Source organism: Arthrobacter sp. T572, assembly GCF_056780115.1.
Genome location: NZ_JBRAZQ010000002.1, coordinates 2,770,422 through 2,786,858, shown reverse-complemented (window position 1 = coordinate 2,786,858; position 16,437 = coordinate 2,770,422). Strand labels below are relative to the sequence as shown.

Here is a 16,437-nt window from a genome sequence, read left to right as displayed (position 1 = left end):
ACTTCACGGCCACGCTGCTGCGGTTGGCCGTCCACAAGCATGGAAGGCTGCTTCGAAGACAGTGGAAGAGACATTGAAGATTGTCGTTCTGGTCAAGCACGTCCCGGACGCGCAGTTTGACAGGCACATCACCGGACCGGGCAACACCACGGACCGCGACGAGAGCATCTTGTCGGAACTGGACGAGTACGCCCTCGAGGCAGCATTGCAGCTGGCTGAGGAACGCGGCGGCGCCAAGGCCGGCAACGAGGTCATCGCGCTGAGCATGGGGCCGTCGGGCGCGGTCAATGCGGTCAAGAAGTCCCTCCAGATCGGCGCCTATTCGGGGGTCCACCTCAGCGATGACGCTTTGGCCGGTTCCGATGCCGCTGCCACCTCACTGGCACTTGCGGCGGCGATCAGGCACATCTCCTCCGATGGCCGGCCGGTGGACCTGGTCCTGACCGGCATGGCGTCCACGGACGGCGAGACGTCATTGATCCCGGCGCAGCTCGCCGAGCGTTTGTCCCTTCCGCAGGTGACCTTCGCATCCACCCTGGACGTCAATGGGCGTACAGTGGTTGCCCGCCGTGATGCCGGCACCCATTCGGAGACGGTGGAGGCGCAGTTGCCCGCGCTGGTCTCGGTCACGGACCAGATCAATGAGCCGCGCTACCCCAACTTCAAGGGCATCCTGGCCGCCAAGAAGAAGAAGATTGCGTCGCTGACCCTGGCCGATCTTGGAATCGATCCTTCACAGGTGGGCCTTGCCGGTTCATGGACCGTCGTGGAAACTGCCGAGGCCCGCCCGCCGCGGACCGGCGGCACCATCATCACCGACGAAGGCGATGCCGGCATCAAGCTGGCCGACTTCCTGGCCGCACAGAAGCTGCTCTAAGAGGACTGCACACCATGGCTAACGCACTCGTTTTCATCGACAACCCCGGAGCCGCGCTCAAGAAGAGCAGCCTGGAGCTCCTGACCATCGCCCGGCAGCTGGGGGAGACCGCCGTTGCCGTCAACGGTGACCTGGGTGACGACACCGTCGCCACGCTCGGCACGTACGGGGTCACCACGGTCTACCAGCCCTCCGCGGACGACCTCGGCGACTACCTGGTGGCCCCCAAGGCCGCCTTCCTTGCCGCTGCAGTGGCAGCGTCCGGCGCTACCAGGGTCCTGCTGGAGAACTCTCCTGAAGGCAAAGAGATCGCAGGCCGGCTGGGCATCAAGCTGAATGCCGGAGTGATCACCGACGTCGTTGGCGTCGAAGCGGACGGATCTGCGCACAAGTCGGTGCTGGCAGGTTCCTACAACACCACCTGCAAGGCCACCACTGCGGTGGCGGTCCTGACGGTGAAGGCCAACCTCGTGGAGCCTGAACCCGCGGCATCGGCCAGCTCGCCGGAGACAGCCAAAGTGGAGATTCCCGCAGACGCGGCATCAACAGCGGCCCGCATCGCCTCACGTGCGGCCAAGCCTGCCAGTGGCCGCCCGGACCTCAGCGAAGCCCGGATCGTCGTGGCCGGTGGCCGCGGCGTCGACGGCGACTTTGGGCCCCTGGAAGATCTTGCCGATGTCCTGGGGGCTGCCGTGGGTGCTTCGCGTGCGGCCACGGACGCAGGCTGGATCGGCCATGACGCGCAGGTGGGCCAGACCGGCGTGACCGTTTCGCCCCAGCTGTACATCTCGGCGGGCATCTCCGGCGCGATCCAGCAGAAGGCCGGCATGCAGACATCCAAGGTAATCGTTGCCATTAACAAGGATGCCGAGTCGCCGGTCTTCGAGATCGCCGACTTCGGCATCATTGGTGACCTTTTCAAGGTCATCCCGCAGGCAACCGAAGAGATCAAGAAGCGGAAAGGCTGATCCTTTGAGTTCTGGCGTTTCGTCAGCAAAGAGCCCGTTCAATGCCTCCACGGAGCGTGTTGAACGGGTGCTTTGTTTTACCGCCCATCCGGACGACATCGACTTCGGCGCCGCCGGAACCATTGCGGCCTGGACTGCAGCCGGTGTCGAGGTGACGTACTGCATCATGACCGATGGTGACGCGGGCGGCTTCGATCCGGTGGACCGCCAGCGGATCATCGAGCTGCGGGCGGAGGAGCAGCAGCGCGCGGCCTCGATCGTGGGCGTGGAGGATATCCGCTACCTGCACGAACGCGATGGCTACCTGGAGCCGACGCACCATGTCATCAAGCAGGTGGTCCAGCTCATCCGCGAGATCCGTCCTGACATTGTGCTGACCATGCATCCCGAACGGAACTGGGACCGCATCCAGAAGAGCCATCCTGACCACCTGGCCGCTGGAGAGGCGGTGACCCGCGCCGTATATCCGGCGGTGGAGAACCCTTTCGCCTACCCGGAGCTCGCCGAGGCCGGCCTGCAGGCCTACAAACTTCCATGGCTGTGGTTCATTGCCGGTCCGGAAAACCGCGAGAACCACTTCGTGGATGTATCGGACCACGTTGAGGCCAAGGTGGAGGCGATCCGCGTCCACGCCAGCCAGCACCCGGACATCGGGGCGATGGAGCGGGTGGTGCGGGGCATGATGGTCGCCAATGCCGAACGGGCGGGGCTCCCCGCCGGGCTCAGTGCGGAGGCTTTCCACGTTGTGTCGGTGAATGGATCCAGCACAATCGCCGGCTTCTGATATTGCCGATGGTTCTCCCTTCCCCTAAGCTGGACCTCAGTTAAATCATATTTATTGAGGAAGGCAGGCTTTGATGACGAAGACTGCACAGCAGCCGGTGTTGGTGATCATGGGAGTCTCCGGCTCGGGAAAGTCCACCGTTGCCGGTGTCCTGGCCGGAAAACTCGGGTGGGACCTGGCCGAGGGAGACGACCTCCACCCCGCCGCCAATGTTGCCAAGATGCAGGCGGGCCAAGCGTTGGACGACGCCGACCGCTGGCCTTGGCTGGACACGATCGCAGAGTGGATCAGGAACCACACAGTAGCCGGGACCCCGGCCATCATCACGTGCTCGGCCTTGAAGAAGAAGTACCGTGATGTACTGCGTGGAGACCACGTAGTGTTCGTCTTCCTCCAAGGCAGCCAGGACAGGATCTCGGACCGGCTGGCATCACGGCACGGCCACTTCATGCCTCCATCGCTGCTGGAGTCCCAGTTTGAGGCCCTGGAAGAGCCCACCGAAGACGAGAACCACATTTCCCTCTGCGTCTCGGCGTCACCGGCAGAGGAAGCCGATGAGGTCATCGAGCGGCTCGGCCTGGTGCCGGCAGCTGCGGACACCGGAGTGGTCGCTCCCTAGTGCTTGCGAAACAATGACCGACGGCGGCCGTTCCCACATCTGGTGGGGCGGCCGCCGTCGTCATAAGCACCTGCGTGATCGGCGCGGGCGTGGCGTCAGGCAGCCAATGGGACCACAAGCACCAGCGGAAGGGTGGGTGAGCTCGAACCGCCGGTCGGTTCCACGGTGATCGCCACGGAGGATGCCGACGAGAGTCCCTTCACGACCGCAGGCTTGGACAGCGTCCGGGCATCCATGGTGCCCTGCGGTACCGGCGCTGAGCCGTCCTTGGGCAGCGTCCACAACTGGTAGACCTTGCCCTCCGGGGCGGGGGCGACGTCGTCCATGAGCACCACGAAGGAATCCTTGGCCGACGAGGCCGAGATGGTGGCCGTGCCTCCACCGGGGACCGGAGCGGTCTGCTTCTGGACGTCCTGGGCTTGCAGGATCTGGTTCACTGGATCGTTTTGCGCAGCAACATAGGCGCCAACCCCAACACCTCCCAAGGCAACCACGGCTGCCGCTGCCACACCCACCAGCCACGCACGGGCTCCGGTGAGGCGGCTGCGCCCGCTGCGCCTGGCCCTGGCCGCGGAGAGTTCGTCGATGCCTGCAGCGCCACCGGCCGGGCTGGCGTCGACCGCCGTTGAACCGGCAGTGTTGTGGACCGGACCTGCGGCTGCGCCGGACGTGGGGGACCCCGCAATCCGGTCAAGGATGCTGTCGAAAAGCCCCGGCGGCGGCTCTTCCTCGGCCGTGAAGCTGATGGTCAGCGCCTCGCGGGCCTGCCGGACACGCTCGTGGAACTCCGGTGCCTCCGGGGCATCCTTGAGGTAGTCATCCACCATGGTCCGTTCAGCATCGCTGAGGGCATCCAAAGCGTAGATTTCAGCCAGTTCGAGGACGCGGCCCTCGGACAGGTCGGTTGCAATATCATTGGCGAACATTCTGCGGACAAATCCTCCACCGGTATTTTCGCTCACGTCAGACCACCCCCAGGCAGGTCTTCAAACGCAGAAGGCCATCCCGGATGCGGGACTTGATGGTGGGCACCGCCGCGCCGAGGTGCTCTGCGACTTCGCGGTAGGTCAGTCCGCCATAGTAGGCAAGGCGCACAGATTCCCGCTGTGTTTCGGTGAGGGTGCCCAGGCAACGGCTCACGGCCTCGGCTTCAAGGTTGGTATCGGCTTCTTCGGCCACGACGTCGCGGTCCGGATCCTGGCTGGCAGCGCCATACTTCGCTTCACGGTCCGTGGCGGATTGCACTGCACGGACGCGGTCGATCGCCCTGCGGTGGGCTATGGTCATCAGCCATGCAAGCGGGCTTCCGGCTGACCGGTCGAACCTGGCCGCGCCTTGCCAGACCTGGATGAAGACCTCCTGGGTGGCGTCTTCGCTGAGTTCGGGGTCGATCAGCACGCGCCTGGCCATGCCAAATACCCGGCGGGAGGTCAACTGGTAGAACTCGGCAAATGCCTGCTGGTCGCCGCTGGCAATGAGTTCCAGCAGGCCGGCCAGCCGGGCATTCAGATCAGTTGCCGTGCCGGAAGCTTCGAAGACCGGGGGGCCTGGGTTGTTCGGGATGTCCATCACTTTCCAGCATAGGTCGTCGTGTTTGAAAGCGGCAGCGCGCCCCGGCTGTGTTGCGGGAGAGGCGGCACGCCGGCTGTCCAGGGCCGTCCTTGTCTCCATCGCACTCACGGCTGCTCCTCACTCGAATATCCAGGCCAGGGACGTTCCCTGCATATGTCATTCGGTGCCGGAGCCCGCGCGGATGGCTACAGCTTTGCCCCGGCGAACCCGTTTTGCCGCCATGCCTCGAAGACTGCGATCGAGGCCGCATTGGCAAGGTTCAGGGAGCGCAGGGTGGGCCGCATCGGGAGCCGGACGCGGGCCGTGACGTGGGGGTCGTCCTTCAGCCACTGGGGAAGTCCAACCGATTCCGGCCCAAACATCAGGACGTCGCCTTCCCTGTAGCTGACATCGGTGTAGGACGTGTCTCCGTCGGAGGTGAAGGCGAAGACGCGCTCCGGCTGCAAAGCCGACCACGCGGCGTCGATGTCTTTATGGACCGTCACCACAGCGAGATCGTGGTAGTCCAGCCCGGCGCGCCGGAGCTTGGCGTCGGAGAAGTCGAAGCCCAACGGCTCCACCAGGTGCAGCTCGGCGCCGGTGATGGCAGCCAGGCGGATGGCATTGCCCGTGTTGCCGGGAATTTCCGGGGTGTGAAAGAGGATGCGGAACACCGTTACATCCTAGCCAGCATTGGTGTGGTTCCCGGACCGGCAGTTCAGTGCATGCCCCGCAGCAGGCGCGCCAGGACCGGGACCACCACGGTATTTGGTGCCGGCCCGGATGACAGGAAGTGTTTCAGGCCGCGGACCAAACCAGCCCCGTTGACCACTTCCACAGCAGATTGGCTCGACTTTCCCCGGCCGTATTGGTCGATCACGGGCTCGTGCAGGTTGCCGTCCGGGCCGTGGAGCACTACCCAGCCCGTGACGTTGAGTTCGGGGAAGATGTCCTGCATGTGGCGCACGATGTGGCCCAGCTGCGGGGGAGCAACGGAACGGCCCCCGTGGCGCAGGGTCTGCCCGTCCCAGGCGTAGGCTCCTTTGGGCAACAGCATGGACCCGACCAGTGCCAGCCTGTAGCCGGACAGCACGGCGTGGTCGATGTGGTTGTTGTCCGACGGTGAGCGGAGCCCGTTGATGAGCCGGGCTGCGGGAATCCCAGGCAGGACTTGCCGGCTGATGAGGTTCACGGTTCGAAGCTCGCGTTGGATGCGCGCCTCGGCCCCGAATATGCCGCGCTTGCGGGGCAGCCCGTGGACCTGCCGGGCAGCCTCGGAACGGGAGAGCAGCGGCACCTCGTTTGGGTCGTCGAAAGACGGTACGTAGACGGCAGGGTCGCCAGCGGTGTTGCGCTGCGGCTGGGCCCGCTTCGCTGCGGTTGACGCAGCGTAGGCCGGCGGCTGTGTTCCGGTGTAGTCGCCGGGCCTGGGTTGCCCGGCGCGGCCGCTGGCGTAACGGCGGTCGTACTCAGCCCGCCGCTGGGGGTCGATCAGGGTTTCATAGGCCAGGGTGACGCGTCGGAACATTTCGGCCTCGCCGCCGTGATCCGGGTGGGCCTTGCGGGCAGCCTTGCGGTAGGCAACCTTGATTTCCTTCTCAGACGCCGTCACCGGCACACGGAGAACCTGGTAATGCGACTTGCTGCCCTCGGCCAAGCACTGGCCCTTCCCTTGGATGGCGACCCCGCCCCGGTATGGGGCGTTGGGGCCAGTTTATCCAGCCCACTCAATGAACGACGCCGGGAGTGTCCAGGGTTCCCGGCCGGCTGCCCCGACCGTCCTGCGGACGTGCGTGCCCGGGAGGGAAGCTAGACTCGGTGGGGCAACGGACACGTTAGACCGCACACTTCAGGGGGCCAGGCAATGCGCAGAGTTCGACGGCGGGTGGCGGCCTTGGGTGCCGCAGGAACCGTGGGCGTGTTGCTGGCCGCGTGCAGTGTCAGCGTTCCGGACCCGGCTGCGCCGACGCCCGCCGTTTCGGAGCCGGCCCTGGCAACGCCCACCATCACCCCCGGCCATGATGCCGCGGCTGTTGCGGCCAAGGATCTTCCGCTCGACGCCGGCGGCACCCTGGCCGCGGGGGACCCGGTGACGGTGGGCAACCGCCTGGAGGAGGTGCCTGGGTGGTCCGTGGTGCACTCCGGCCTGCAAGGGGAGAACAAATACAAAAAGACGGACGGCTGTATGGCAGTGGCAAGGGTCGCCGTGAACCAGGGACCCTTGGTGGTACCAGGCGATGACGCTGCCTCCACCAAGGCACTGTTCGCCTACCTGGACGCCGGAACCGCTGCGGAAAACCTGAAGCCGGTCAAGCTGCCGTGGGGGCAGGATACTGACGGGCCGCAGCGCCAGGTGGAGTTCCTTGCCCTGGAGTCTCCGGGCACATCCGGTGGACAGGCCATGCTGGTGTGGGCGCGGCTGTTCAGCAAGCCTGCCTCCTCGGTGTACGTTTCGCTTGCCTGTCCTGACGCGAACACGCTTGCCACCTCCAAGGCCGAGCTCGCCGGGCATGTTGCGGTGGTTCCTCCCGGCCAGTGATGTTCGCCGGATTCTTTAGCAATTCATCTTGTTTTTAGAGATACCCTTAACCCATGACAGGCCTTCCTTGGCTTCGGCGCATTTCAGCTGTTGCATCGCTTGACGACGCCGGCAGGCGCTCCCTTTACGGCTACGTCCGCAGCTCCGCCCATGCCGTGGGCCGGGACGAAGCTGCGCAGGCATTGGGCATGCCACGCAGTACCGTGTCTTTCCACTTGGACAGGATGGTCCGTGACGGTCTGCTGGCGGTCGAGTTCCGGAAATCTTCCGACCGGACGGGCCCAGGATCCGGCCGACCGGCCAAGATGTACCGGGCCGCGGTGGACGAGGTGTCCGCGTCCGTTCCCCAGCGGCGCTATGATCTCGCGGCTGATCTCCTCGCGGCTGCGGTTGAGCAATCCCTGTCCGCGGATGTCAGGGTTCAGGATGCCCTACGGGAAGCAGCGGAACGCACGGGTGTGCGTTTGGGGTCTGCGGACCTCCATGACTCCCTTGGGCAGCTTGGCTACGAACCGCGGGCTGATGCGGACGGCGGCACGAGCCTGACCAGTTGTCCCTTCCATCGGCTCGCCCTGGAGCACCGGGACCTGGTGTGCACCATGAACGGAGCCCTGCTTGCCGGCGCGGCAACGGCGGCCGGTCTCCCCGCGGACAGCGTCCAAGCGGACAACCGGCCGGGTTATTGCTGCGCCAGGATCGTTGCTTCCGGGACCGCTCCCGGCAACGTTCCTGGCCCTGCGGCGGAGGTGGGACCCCAGGGGTAACCTGCAGTTCCCTGCTCGATAGAATGGCAAGGTGCCTGTATACCTTGACCACGCCGCCACCACCCCCATGTCGGCCGAGGCCCTTGCCACCATGACCCGGGAGCTGGCCCGCACCGGAAACCCGTCCTCCCTGCACAGTGCAGGCCGCCGTGCCCGCCGGACGGTGGAAGACGCACGCGAGACGCTGGCTGCTGCCGCCGGCGCCCATCCCTCCGAGGTCATCTTCACCTCCGGAGGGACGGAAGCGGACAATCTGGCGGTCAAAGGCCTCTATTGGTCCCGTCGCGCCGAGGACCCGGCACGTACCCGGATCCTGTGCTCCGCCGTCGAGCACCACGCGGTCATGGATACGGTGGAGTGGCTTGAGCGGCACGAACATGCCGAGGTCGTCTGGTTGCCGGTCGATTCAACGGGTGCTGTGGAGCTTGACGCCGTCCGTGCTGAGATCGAGCGGGATGCGGACTCGATCGCCCTGATCACCGTGATGTGGGCCAACAATGAAGTCGGCACCCTGCAACCCATCCCCGGGATCGTGGAACTGGCCTCACTTCATGGAATCCCGGTGCATTCGGACGCAGTTCAGGCCTTTGGTTCCGTCCCCGTCGATTTCCGTGCGTCGGGACTGGCCGCGATGTCCGTTTCAGGGCACAAGCTCGGCGGTCCCGTGGGTGTCGGGGCGCTGTTCCTGGGCCGGGCGGTCAAGCTCACGCCAGTCCAGCACGGTGGTGGCCAGGAACGCGATGTCCGGTCCGGAACCCTGGACACGCCGGCCATTGCCGCTTTTGCTGCCGCCACAGAGCGGGCGTCAATGGATCTTGACGGGGAGGGAAAAAGGCTGGCTGCCCTGCGGGACAGGCTCATCGCGGGAGTCAGGGAGGCCGTGCCGGACGCTGTGCTGCGCGGGGCAGAGGGCAGCGGGAGGCTCCCTGGTAATGCCCACTTCACCTTCCCCGGCTGTGAAGGCGACTCCCTGCTCTTCCTGCTCGATCTTGCGGGTGTGGAATCGTCCACGGGCTCGGCTTGCACGGCGGGGGTGCCGCGGCCGTCGCACGTCCTGCTGGCCATGGGACTGGACGAAGAGACTGCCCGGGGCGCCCAGCGCTTCAGCCTGGGCCACAGCTCCGTTGACGCAGATGTTGATGCCCTGCTCAAAGCACTTCCGGATGCCTGCCAGCGGGCACGCCAGGCGGGCATGGCGGGCCACGAATCAACCATCCAGACAGCGGGCACCGTGGCCAGGCGAGGCGCAGCCGGACCAGCCTGACCCCATACCGGCTGCTAGGCCGAAGGCAGCAGTTCCTGCAGGGGAACCCCGGGGTCGGTCAGTTGGGCCGGGTCGAGTTCGACCTTCCCTGAAATCAGTGACTTGATGGTTTTGTGAACGCGGGGCACATTGACGCTGAGGCCGGCTACCAGCCGGCTGGATCCATTCCTTCCCCCGCGGAGCCAGAAGGCGAGGAAACCCTCGTCATCAAGGGAGCCGCGGAGCACAGGTGCGGTTCCGGTGGCGAGTGATGGGTAGCCGGAGTATTCCATGCCCACGCTGAACTGGTCCGTATAGAAGTACGGCACCATATCCAGGGCGGCATCCTGGCCGAGCATTGACTTCGCCGCCACTTTGCCTCCATTGAGCGCGTTGGACCAATGCTCGCTGCGGTGGTGCTGGCCCGTGAAGGGATGCAGGGCGTTGGCGACATCCCCGGCCGCGAAGATATCCGGAGCGCTGGTGCGCAATCCCGGGTCCACCAGGATGCCGTTCTCCAGGCGGAGTCCGGCCGTGGCAGCCAGGGCCGTATCAGGAACGACTCCTACGGCAATGACCACGATGTCTGCCGGCAGTACTTCGCCGGTGTCAGTGACGACAGCGGACGCATGCCCACCGTTGCCTTGGATGGCTTTCGCGCTCGCCGGAAGAAGGAAACGCGTGCCCTGCCCTTCATGGACCCGCTTGAAGAAATTCCCCAGTTCCGGGCCCACCGCTGCGCCGAGCGGTACGTCTTCGAGTCCGATCAGAGTCACCTGGTTGCCATATGTTCGTGCTGCAGCGGCCAACTCCATGCCGATCCACCCGGAGCCAACCATGACCACGCGGCGGCCGCCGTCCCTCAACTGGTCGCGAAGCTTGAGGCTGTCGTCGAAGGTCCGGAAGGTCATGACGCCGTCCAGCTCGCTGCCCGGAAGGGGGATGCTGCGCGGTTTCGACCCTGTTGCGAGCAACAGCTTCGAGTATTGGATGGTCCGGCCATCCGTGAGTTCCACCTCATGGTCCCTTGGCCGGACCCCGGCGGCCGGGGTGCCGGTGAGGAGTTCGACGTCGTTCGCGCCGTACCACTCTGCGGGAACAACGGGGACCGCGTCCTCCTCCGCTTTCCCGAGGAGGAAGTCCTTGGACAGCGGTGGACGGAGGTAGGGTATCCGCTCCTCGGCTGCCAGGAGGGTGATCGGGCCCGCGAAACCCTCGGCCCGAAGGGTCTTGGCGGCTGTGGCCCCTGCAAGGCCGCCACCTGCGATGAGCATCTGTCCGGTGTCCATGATCCGCTCGATTCCTAGCCGGTGATTCTAAAAGCAGTACTTTTGATTTTAGAGCGGCCGAACTGAGGGGTCAACGGTTTTAGGGCCCGTAGAGCACAGCGCGCTAGAATGGATGGGCGTTCCGGCTGCTCCCTGCCGGCCCGTTCTCCCACCATCCAGCAACCATGGAAGCCAGCATGCGAGTTCTTGCAGCAATGAGCGGCGGAGTCGATTCCGCCGTAGCCGCCGCCCGCGCCGTCGAGGCCGGACACGACGTCGTGGGTGTCCACCTGGCGTTGTCGCGCATGCCCGGAACACTGCGGACCGGCAGCCGGGGCTGCTGCACCATCGAGGACTCCCGTGATGCATGGCGCGCATGCGATGTCCTGGGCATCCCGTACTACGTGTGGGACTTCTCCGAGCGGTTCAAGGAAGACGTCGTCCAGGACTTCATTGATGAGTATGCCGCGGGCCGTACCCCCAACCCCTGCATGCGCTGCAATGAGCGCATCAAGTTCGCCGCCCTGCTGGAGAAGGCCATTGCCCTGGGTTTCGACGCGGTGTGCACCGGCCATTACGCCAAGGTCATCGAAGATGCCGACGGAAACCGCGAACTGCACCGTGCGGCGGACTGGGCCAAGGACCAGAGCTATGTCCTGGGTGTCCTGACGCACGAGCAACTCAAGCACTCCATGTTCCCGCTGGCCGATACCCCATCCAAGGCTGAGGTCCGCGCCGAGGCCGAGAGGCGCGGCTTGTCCGTGGCCAACAAGCCGGACAGCCACGATATCTGCTTCATCCCCGACGGCGACACTCGCGGCTGGCTGGCCGAGAAGATCGACATGACTACGGGGGACATCGTGGACGAGACCGGCACCAAGGTGGGCGAACACTCCGGCGCCAATGCTTTCACCGTGGGCCAGCGCCGGGGCTTGAAGCTCGGCACGCCCGCCGCTGATGGAAAGCCGCGCTTCGTGCTGGAGATCCGCCCCAAGGACAACAAGGTGGTGGTGGGCCCTGAATCCCTCCTGGCCATCGACGAAATCCGGGGCATCAAGGTTTCCTGGGCCGGGCTGCCCATTGCTGAGGTAACTACCGGTGAAGAGTTTGATTGCCACGCCCAGGTCCGAGCCCACGGCGACCCCGTGCCTGCCCGCGCCCGCGTGGAGGCGGTCACGGGCGACGACGGCCAGGATCGGCCCGGGCTTGTGGTGACGCTGGAGGACCCCCTGCGTGGCGTGGCTCCCGGCCAGACTGTTGTCCTGTACCAAGGAAGCCGTGTGCTGGGCCAGGCGACCATTGACGCGGCCCGTTCCCTGCAGAGGGCTGTCCTCCAGTAGTCATTGCCTCCAGCCTGACCCCACCCCATACTTGCCCTAAGCAGCGCAACCGCTGCGGCTGGGGTGGTCCGCGATCGGGATGGCGATGGCTGTGGCATTTCCTAAGAAGAGCCCGGGAGACATCAAAGCCGGTCAGATGGTCTCCGTCACGGTCCTGGCGGAAGGGCCGATCGGCAGCGGTGGCCAGCCGCCGTTGACCGCACAGGTACGCATTCCTGTGGAGCGGCTGCGCAGGGGTCCGACGGGCCATCGCTACGCCATCCACATCCGCAAATGGCGCGGTACCAACGTCTCGCCGGTGACCTTGACGCGGCAAGGAGACCCCTGGCAATTGGTGTCCCTGCCGCCACCGGAGGAACTGCGGGAACTCCTGGATGACACCCGCTTCCTTGCCCAGCACGTGTACGCCGTAGCGATGAACACACTGGACATTTTTGAAACAACTCTGGGACGCCGGATGCCGTGGGTGCCCGAAGGCAGGGTTGTGCTCAAGGCCCGGGACCGTGTCACGGCGACGGACACCGGATACGAACGCGGCACCAACATCATCCGCTTCGGTTCAGTCGACAGGATGGGCTACAAGGTCCCAACCGCTCTTTACCGGGATATCGTTGCCCACGAAGTGACCCACGCAATCCTTGACGGTTTCCGCCCGGCATGGGCGGACCACCTGGCAACCATGGAACAACTGGCCATGCATGAGGCGCTGGCGGACCTCGTGGCCATCCTGTCCGTCTTCTCCTCACGGGAGGTGGTCCACCGGCAGCTTGAGGCGGCCGCCGGCGGGGGACAACGCGGCGTCGGCGACGACGAGCTGATGCGTTCACTGTTCGACTTTGCCCGCGATCTCTTTGCCCGGGGTCCCCTGCGGGAACCGCTGCTTGGACCGGTGCCCGAAAACTGGCAGGACCTGGTGGAACCCCACGCCCGGGGGTCCGTGGTGGTGGGGGCGGTTCTCCGGGCCGTCCGGCACCTTTGGTCGGAGCGGAATGCACGCATGGGTGGGCACCCAAGCCTCCAGCAGAAAGCAGAGTCAGGATCAATCGTTGCCATGCGGGTGCTCCGCATGGTGATCCGGGGACTCTCCTATATGCCACCGGTGGATGTGGGCTGGCGCGACCTGCTGCGGGGGATCATCGCAGCCGACCTGGACATGGTGCCCGAGGACGCATACGGGTACAGGGACGCTCTGCAGAATGAATTTTCGGCGATCGGCATCCGCCGGGTTTCCCTGCATAACATCAGCGGCGTGGACAACTACCAAGGGCTGCGATATCCGATCCGCTTGTCTGCCCTCGGCTCAGATCCCCAGGAAGTGCAGCGGTTCGTGTGGGAAAACCCCAGGCTGCTGGACGCAGCCAGGCTGGAGCGGCGCACTCCCTTGAGTTCCACCCGGGTGCGGACCTCCGAACGGGTCTCCCCGGACGGGTTCATTATTTCGGAAATCGGTGCGTCGTTCATCCAAACAGTGCGTATGAGCCGGAAGGAAGCCTATGTGCGCCTTGGCCTCAAAACCCGCAGGGAGTACGTGGACGTCCGGGGCGGCGGGCTGCTCCGCTTCGACGCAGGGGGCCGCTTGGTGTACGCGGCGCTCAAACCGGTCATGGACAGGGAGCGCCAGGGACTTCTTTTCGGGTCGGACCAACATCATGACGCCGAGGAAGCCGCGTCATCGGGGGTCCGGGACAAGTTCCACGGCACCGGGGAGTAATGCCCGGCAACGGCTGCAGTTCCAAGTGATTTCAAGCAGTAGCGGCCACCGCCGCCGTCAGCTTCCCCACGCGGCCTTGCGTGCCGCCGTCGTGCCTTCCAACTGCGCTACTTGGTCAAAACCGCCGGCCTTCAAGCCCTTGCTGACCAGTTTCAGGATCTCTGCCCGGGGGGACGACCCGTCGCTCGCCAACGACTTCAACAAATGGTAGGTAAAGGCTCCGTTGTAGCGGCCATCGATGGGAGCATCGGCCGCAGTCTGGTCCGCCCGGCAAGCCGCCATGAGCACAGGCCGGGATGAAACCGATGCCTTGACCAGGTCACGGAGGGTGCGGGTGTCGCTGAACTCGCTGGCTGCCACAGCCCGGGGCGTAGGAGCCGGGAGGAAACGCGGGCGGCGGCCCGGCAGCAGATCCAATGACTTCAGTCCTGTCCCGCTGTGGCAGGTGTCCAGGACCACCTCCATGAGCACGCCTTCCGGAACGCGGGTAAAGAGCGATGCCAGTTCATCATCCGTGATGACGGTCGCAGGATCCCAGGCGTCTCCTGCGTTGTTGATGTCATAGCAGGCAAAGGCCTCATCCAGGCGGTCGGCTTCGTCGCCGCTGGTATCCGGGACCTGCGTGCCGTGGCTTGAGAAAGTAAACACCAAGTGGCGGGACCCGCCCTCGACAGCGCTGTCCACAAGCTCGTTCAACGCGGCCAGCACATTCTTCCTGGTTGCCTTGGCATCCCGCAGCACGGTGATGCCGGCTTCCGGAAAACCGTACGTGGCCTCAAGGACGGAGGCCAGGTCTTCAGCGTCATTGACGCATCCCTGCAGCCAGCTCGATGAGGGGAGGTACTTGAATTTGTTGATCCCTACACAGAGGGCTGACTTGGTCATGGGCCCGTCCTTTCGCAACCAAGATATTCCTGCACCCGCTGCCGGGCAATGGCCTTGGGCGGTGGGCAGGAAGCTACTGACAGGTAAAGTTTGTGTCTCGAATCACAAAATGAATGCTTCACGATGGCGGAAGTCTGGTTGAATCGGGAGGTCAAGAGTGTGCCGCCCATCACATTGCAGGGGCGCACCGAAACCATCGAACAGAAGGTTCACCCAGATGGCACTGAACAAGAAGGCCCTGAACAGCGTTATCGCGCTCGCGGGCATCTCCGCGCTCGCCTTGACCGCCTGCACAGGGCCCTCGGGCGGAGGATCCTCGTCCGCTCCGGCAGCCGAAGGACCCATCGCCTACGGCACCACCGACAAAGTCACTGCGCTGGACCCTGCCGGGTCCTACGACAACGGTTCATTCATGGTGATGAACCAGATCTACTCCTTCCTCCTCAACTCAAAGCCCGGCGGTGCCGAACCGGTGCCCGACCTGGCGGAATCGTCCTCCTTCACGGCGCCCACCGAGTACACCGTCAAACTCAAGCCCAACCTCAAATGGGCCAACGGCCACACCCTGGACTCCAAGGACGTCAAGTTCTCCTTCGACCGCCAGGTGGCCATTAACGATCCAGCCGGTCCCGCCACCCTGCTGACCAACATCGAGAGCGTCACTGCCCCCGATGCCAACACGGTGGTCTTCAAACTGAAGCTCGCGAACGACCAGACCTTTGCCCAGATCCTCAGCAGCCCGGCTGCCCCGATCGTGGACGACGAAGTGTTCCCGGCGGACAAGCTCCTGGCTGACGATGACATCATCAAGGCCAATGCCTTCCACGGCCAGTACACCATCGACAGCTACAAGAAGAACGAGCTCGTCAGCTTCAAGGCCTTCCCCGACTACCAGGGGGTCCTCGGCAAGCCGGCCAATGACGAAGCGACCATCAAGTACTACGCCAGCCCCACCAACCTGAAGCTGGACATCCAGCAAGGCAACATCGACGTTGCCTTCCGCAGCCTCAGCGCCACGGATGTGGACGACCTCAAGAAGGACTCCAAGGTCAAGGTCCTGACCGGTCCCGGAGGCGAAATCCGCTATATCACCTTCAACTTCGACACCATGCCCTTCGGCAACAAAGCCGAAGGGGCCGATCCTGCCAAAGCACTGGCCGTTCGCCAGGCAGTGGCCCATCTCGTGGATCGGCAGGCGATCGCCGACCAGGTCTACAAGGGCACGTACCTGCCGCTGTGGTCCAACGTTCCCAATGGCTTCCTCGGAGCCAACGAGTCCTTCAAGGACGCCTACGGCGACAGCGGCAAGCCCAGCCTGGACAAAGCCAAGAAAGTGCTGTCAGACGCGGGAGTCACCGGACCCGTGGCCCTGAACCTCCAGTACAACCCGGACCACTATGGCGGATCCTCCGGTGACGAGTACGCGATGATCAAGGAACAGCTCGAAAAGTCCGGACTCTTCACGGTGAACCTGCAGTCCACCGAATGGGTGACCTACAGCAAGGCCAGCCGTGCCGATGAATACCCGCTGTTCCAGTTCGGGTGGTTCCCGGACTTCAGCGATGCCGACAACTATCTCACCCCGTTCTTCCCGGAGGGCGGCTTCCTGAAGAACCACTACAACAACGCCACGGTGAACGAACTCATCAGCAAGCAGCTCACCGAAGCAGACAAGTCAGCCCGCGAAACCGCGATCAAGGACGTACAGAACGCCTTGGCCAAGGACATCTCTACGCTGCCGTTGCTGCAGGGGGCGCAGGTTGCCATTGCAGGCAGCGGAGTCAATGGCGTGGAAAACACGCTGGACGCCTCCTTCAAGTTCCGCCTCGGAACCATATCCAAGTAGCTGCGCCAGGGGGAGGCGGGACACTGACCAGGTGTCCCGCCT

Annotated in this window: 16 protein-coding genes; 10 read left to right on the top strand and 6 right to left on the bottom strand. The window is 64.7% G+C overall.

What is annotated here, in order from left to right; translation table 11 throughout:
• Positions 1-73 precede the first annotated feature (73 nt).
• From ACUYMZ_RS14075 to ACUYMZ_RS14060, 4 genes are all read left to right on the top strand, one after another.
• The gene (locus ACUYMZ_RS14075) at positions 74-877 is read left to right on the top strand and encodes an electron transfer flavoprotein subunit beta/FixA family protein (RefSeq protein ID WP_481603948.1); all 804 of its coding nucleotides are present in this window, start codon (positions 74-76) and stop codon (positions 875-877) included.
• A gap of 14 nt (positions 878-891) precedes the next feature.
• Positions 892-1,845, top strand: coding sequence for an electron transfer flavoprotein subunit alpha/FixB family protein (locus tag ACUYMZ_RS14070; protein WP_481603946.1), 954 nt, complete (start codon positions 892-894; stop codon positions 1,843-1,845).
• Positions 1,846-1,849: 4 nt separating this feature from the next.
• Positions 1,850-2,629 (top strand): PIG-L deacetylase family protein, encoded by a 780-nt coding sequence (locus tag ACUYMZ_RS14065; protein WP_481603944.1) that lies wholly within the window; start codon positions 1,850-1,852, stop codon positions 2,627-2,629.
• Positions 2,630-2,702: 73 nt separating this feature from the next.
• Positions 2,703-3,248: a gluconokinase gene (locus tag ACUYMZ_RS14060; RefSeq protein WP_481603942.1), complete on the top strand. Its 546-nt coding sequence runs from the start codon at positions 2,703-2,705 to the stop codon at positions 3,246-3,248.
• A 95-nt stretch (positions 3,249-3,343) separates the two neighbouring features.
• Here ACUYMZ_RS14060 and ACUYMZ_RS14055 read toward each other — a convergent pair whose 3' ends face one another.
• The 4 genes from ACUYMZ_RS14055 to ACUYMZ_RS14040 all read right to left on the bottom strand — a co-directional run bounded on the left by ACUYMZ_RS14055 (position 3,344) and on the right by ACUYMZ_RS14040 (position 6,456).
• The gene (locus ACUYMZ_RS14055; protein WP_481603940.1) at positions 3,344-4,174 is read right to left on the bottom strand and encodes an anti-sigma factor; all 831 of its coding nucleotides are present in this window, start codon (positions 4,172-4,174) and stop codon (positions 3,344-3,346) included.
• A 37-nt stretch (positions 4,175-4,211) separates the two neighbouring features.
• A complete protein-coding gene (sigK, locus tag ACUYMZ_RS14050) occupies positions 4,212-4,817 on the bottom strand; it encodes an ECF RNA polymerase sigma factor SigK (RefSeq protein ID WP_481605896.1) in 606 nt (201 codons plus the stop codon).
• Positions 4,818-5,005: 188 nt separating this feature from the next.
• The gene (locus tag ACUYMZ_RS14045; protein ID WP_442423520.1) at positions 5,006-5,473 is read right to left on the bottom strand and encodes a tRNA (cytidine(34)-2'-O)-methyltransferase; all 468 of its coding nucleotides are present in this window, start codon (positions 5,471-5,473) and stop codon (positions 5,006-5,008) included.
• A gap of 44 nt (positions 5,474-5,517) precedes the next feature.
• Positions 5,518-6,456, bottom strand: coding sequence for a J domain-containing protein (locus ACUYMZ_RS14040; RefSeq protein ID WP_481603938.1), 939 nt, complete (start codon positions 6,454-6,456; stop codon positions 5,518-5,520).
• Positions 6,457-6,663: 207 nt separating this feature from the next.
• Between ACUYMZ_RS14040 and ACUYMZ_RS14035 the strand changes: the two genes are divergently transcribed.
• Genes ACUYMZ_RS14035 through ACUYMZ_RS14025 form a run of 3 tightly spaced genes read left to right on the top strand, consistent with a single transcriptional unit; the run spans position 6,664 to position 9,366 of the window.
• Entirely contained in the window at positions 6,664-7,338 is a 675-nt protein-coding gene (locus tag ACUYMZ_RS14035) for a hypothetical protein (protein ID WP_481603936.1), read from the top strand.
• Positions 7,339-7,391: 53 nt separating this feature from the next.
• A complete protein-coding gene (locus tag ACUYMZ_RS14030; RefSeq protein ID WP_481603933.1) occupies positions 7,392-8,102 on the top strand; it encodes a helix-turn-helix transcriptional regulator in 711 nt (236 codons plus the stop codon).
• A 31-nt stretch (positions 8,103-8,133) separates the two neighbouring features.
• Positions 8,134-9,366 carry a cysteine desulfurase family protein gene (locus ACUYMZ_RS14025; RefSeq protein WP_481603931.1) on the top strand — a complete coding sequence of 411 codons (1,233 nt, stop codon included), beginning with the start codon at positions 8,134-8,136 and terminating at the stop codon, positions 9,364-9,366.
• A gap of 14 nt (positions 9,367-9,380) precedes the next feature.
• On the opposite strand, the gene ACUYMZ_RS14020 is transcribed toward ACUYMZ_RS14025, so the two are convergent.
• Positions 9,381-10,634 (bottom strand): NAD(P)/FAD-dependent oxidoreductase, encoded by a 1,254-nt coding sequence (locus ACUYMZ_RS14020; RefSeq protein ID WP_481603929.1) that lies wholly within the window; start codon positions 10,632-10,634, stop codon positions 9,381-9,383.
• A gap of 194 nt (positions 10,635-10,828) precedes the next feature.
• Here ACUYMZ_RS14020 and mnmA point away from each other — a divergent pair, with 194 nt between their 5' ends.
• Both mnmA and ACUYMZ_RS14010 read left to right on the top strand, forming a co-directional pair.
• Entirely contained in the window at positions 10,829-11,953 is a 1,125-nt protein-coding gene (gene mnmA, locus ACUYMZ_RS14015; RefSeq protein WP_426007577.1) for a tRNA 2-thiouridine(34) synthase MnmA, read from the top strand.
• A 91-nt stretch (positions 11,954-12,044) separates the two neighbouring features.
• Complete coding sequence (locus tag ACUYMZ_RS14010) at positions 12,045-13,664, top strand: gluzincin family metallopeptidase (protein ID WP_481603927.1); 1,620 nt, start codon at positions 12,045-12,047, stop codon at positions 13,662-13,664.
• 57 nt (positions 13,665-13,721) lie between these two features.
• Here ACUYMZ_RS14010 and ACUYMZ_RS14005 read toward each other — a convergent pair whose 3' ends face one another.
• Positions 13,722-14,549, bottom strand: coding sequence for a caspase family protein (locus ACUYMZ_RS14005; RefSeq protein ID WP_426003354.1), 828 nt, complete (start codon positions 14,547-14,549; stop codon positions 13,722-13,724).
• A 217-nt stretch (positions 14,550-14,766) separates the two neighbouring features.
• Here ACUYMZ_RS14005 and ACUYMZ_RS14000 point away from each other — a divergent pair, with 217 nt between their 5' ends.
• Entirely contained in the window at positions 14,767-16,395 is a 1,629-nt protein-coding gene (locus ACUYMZ_RS14000; protein WP_426003353.1) for an ABC transporter substrate-binding protein, read from the top strand.
• The last annotated feature ends 42 nt before the right edge of the window (positions 16,396-16,437 follow it).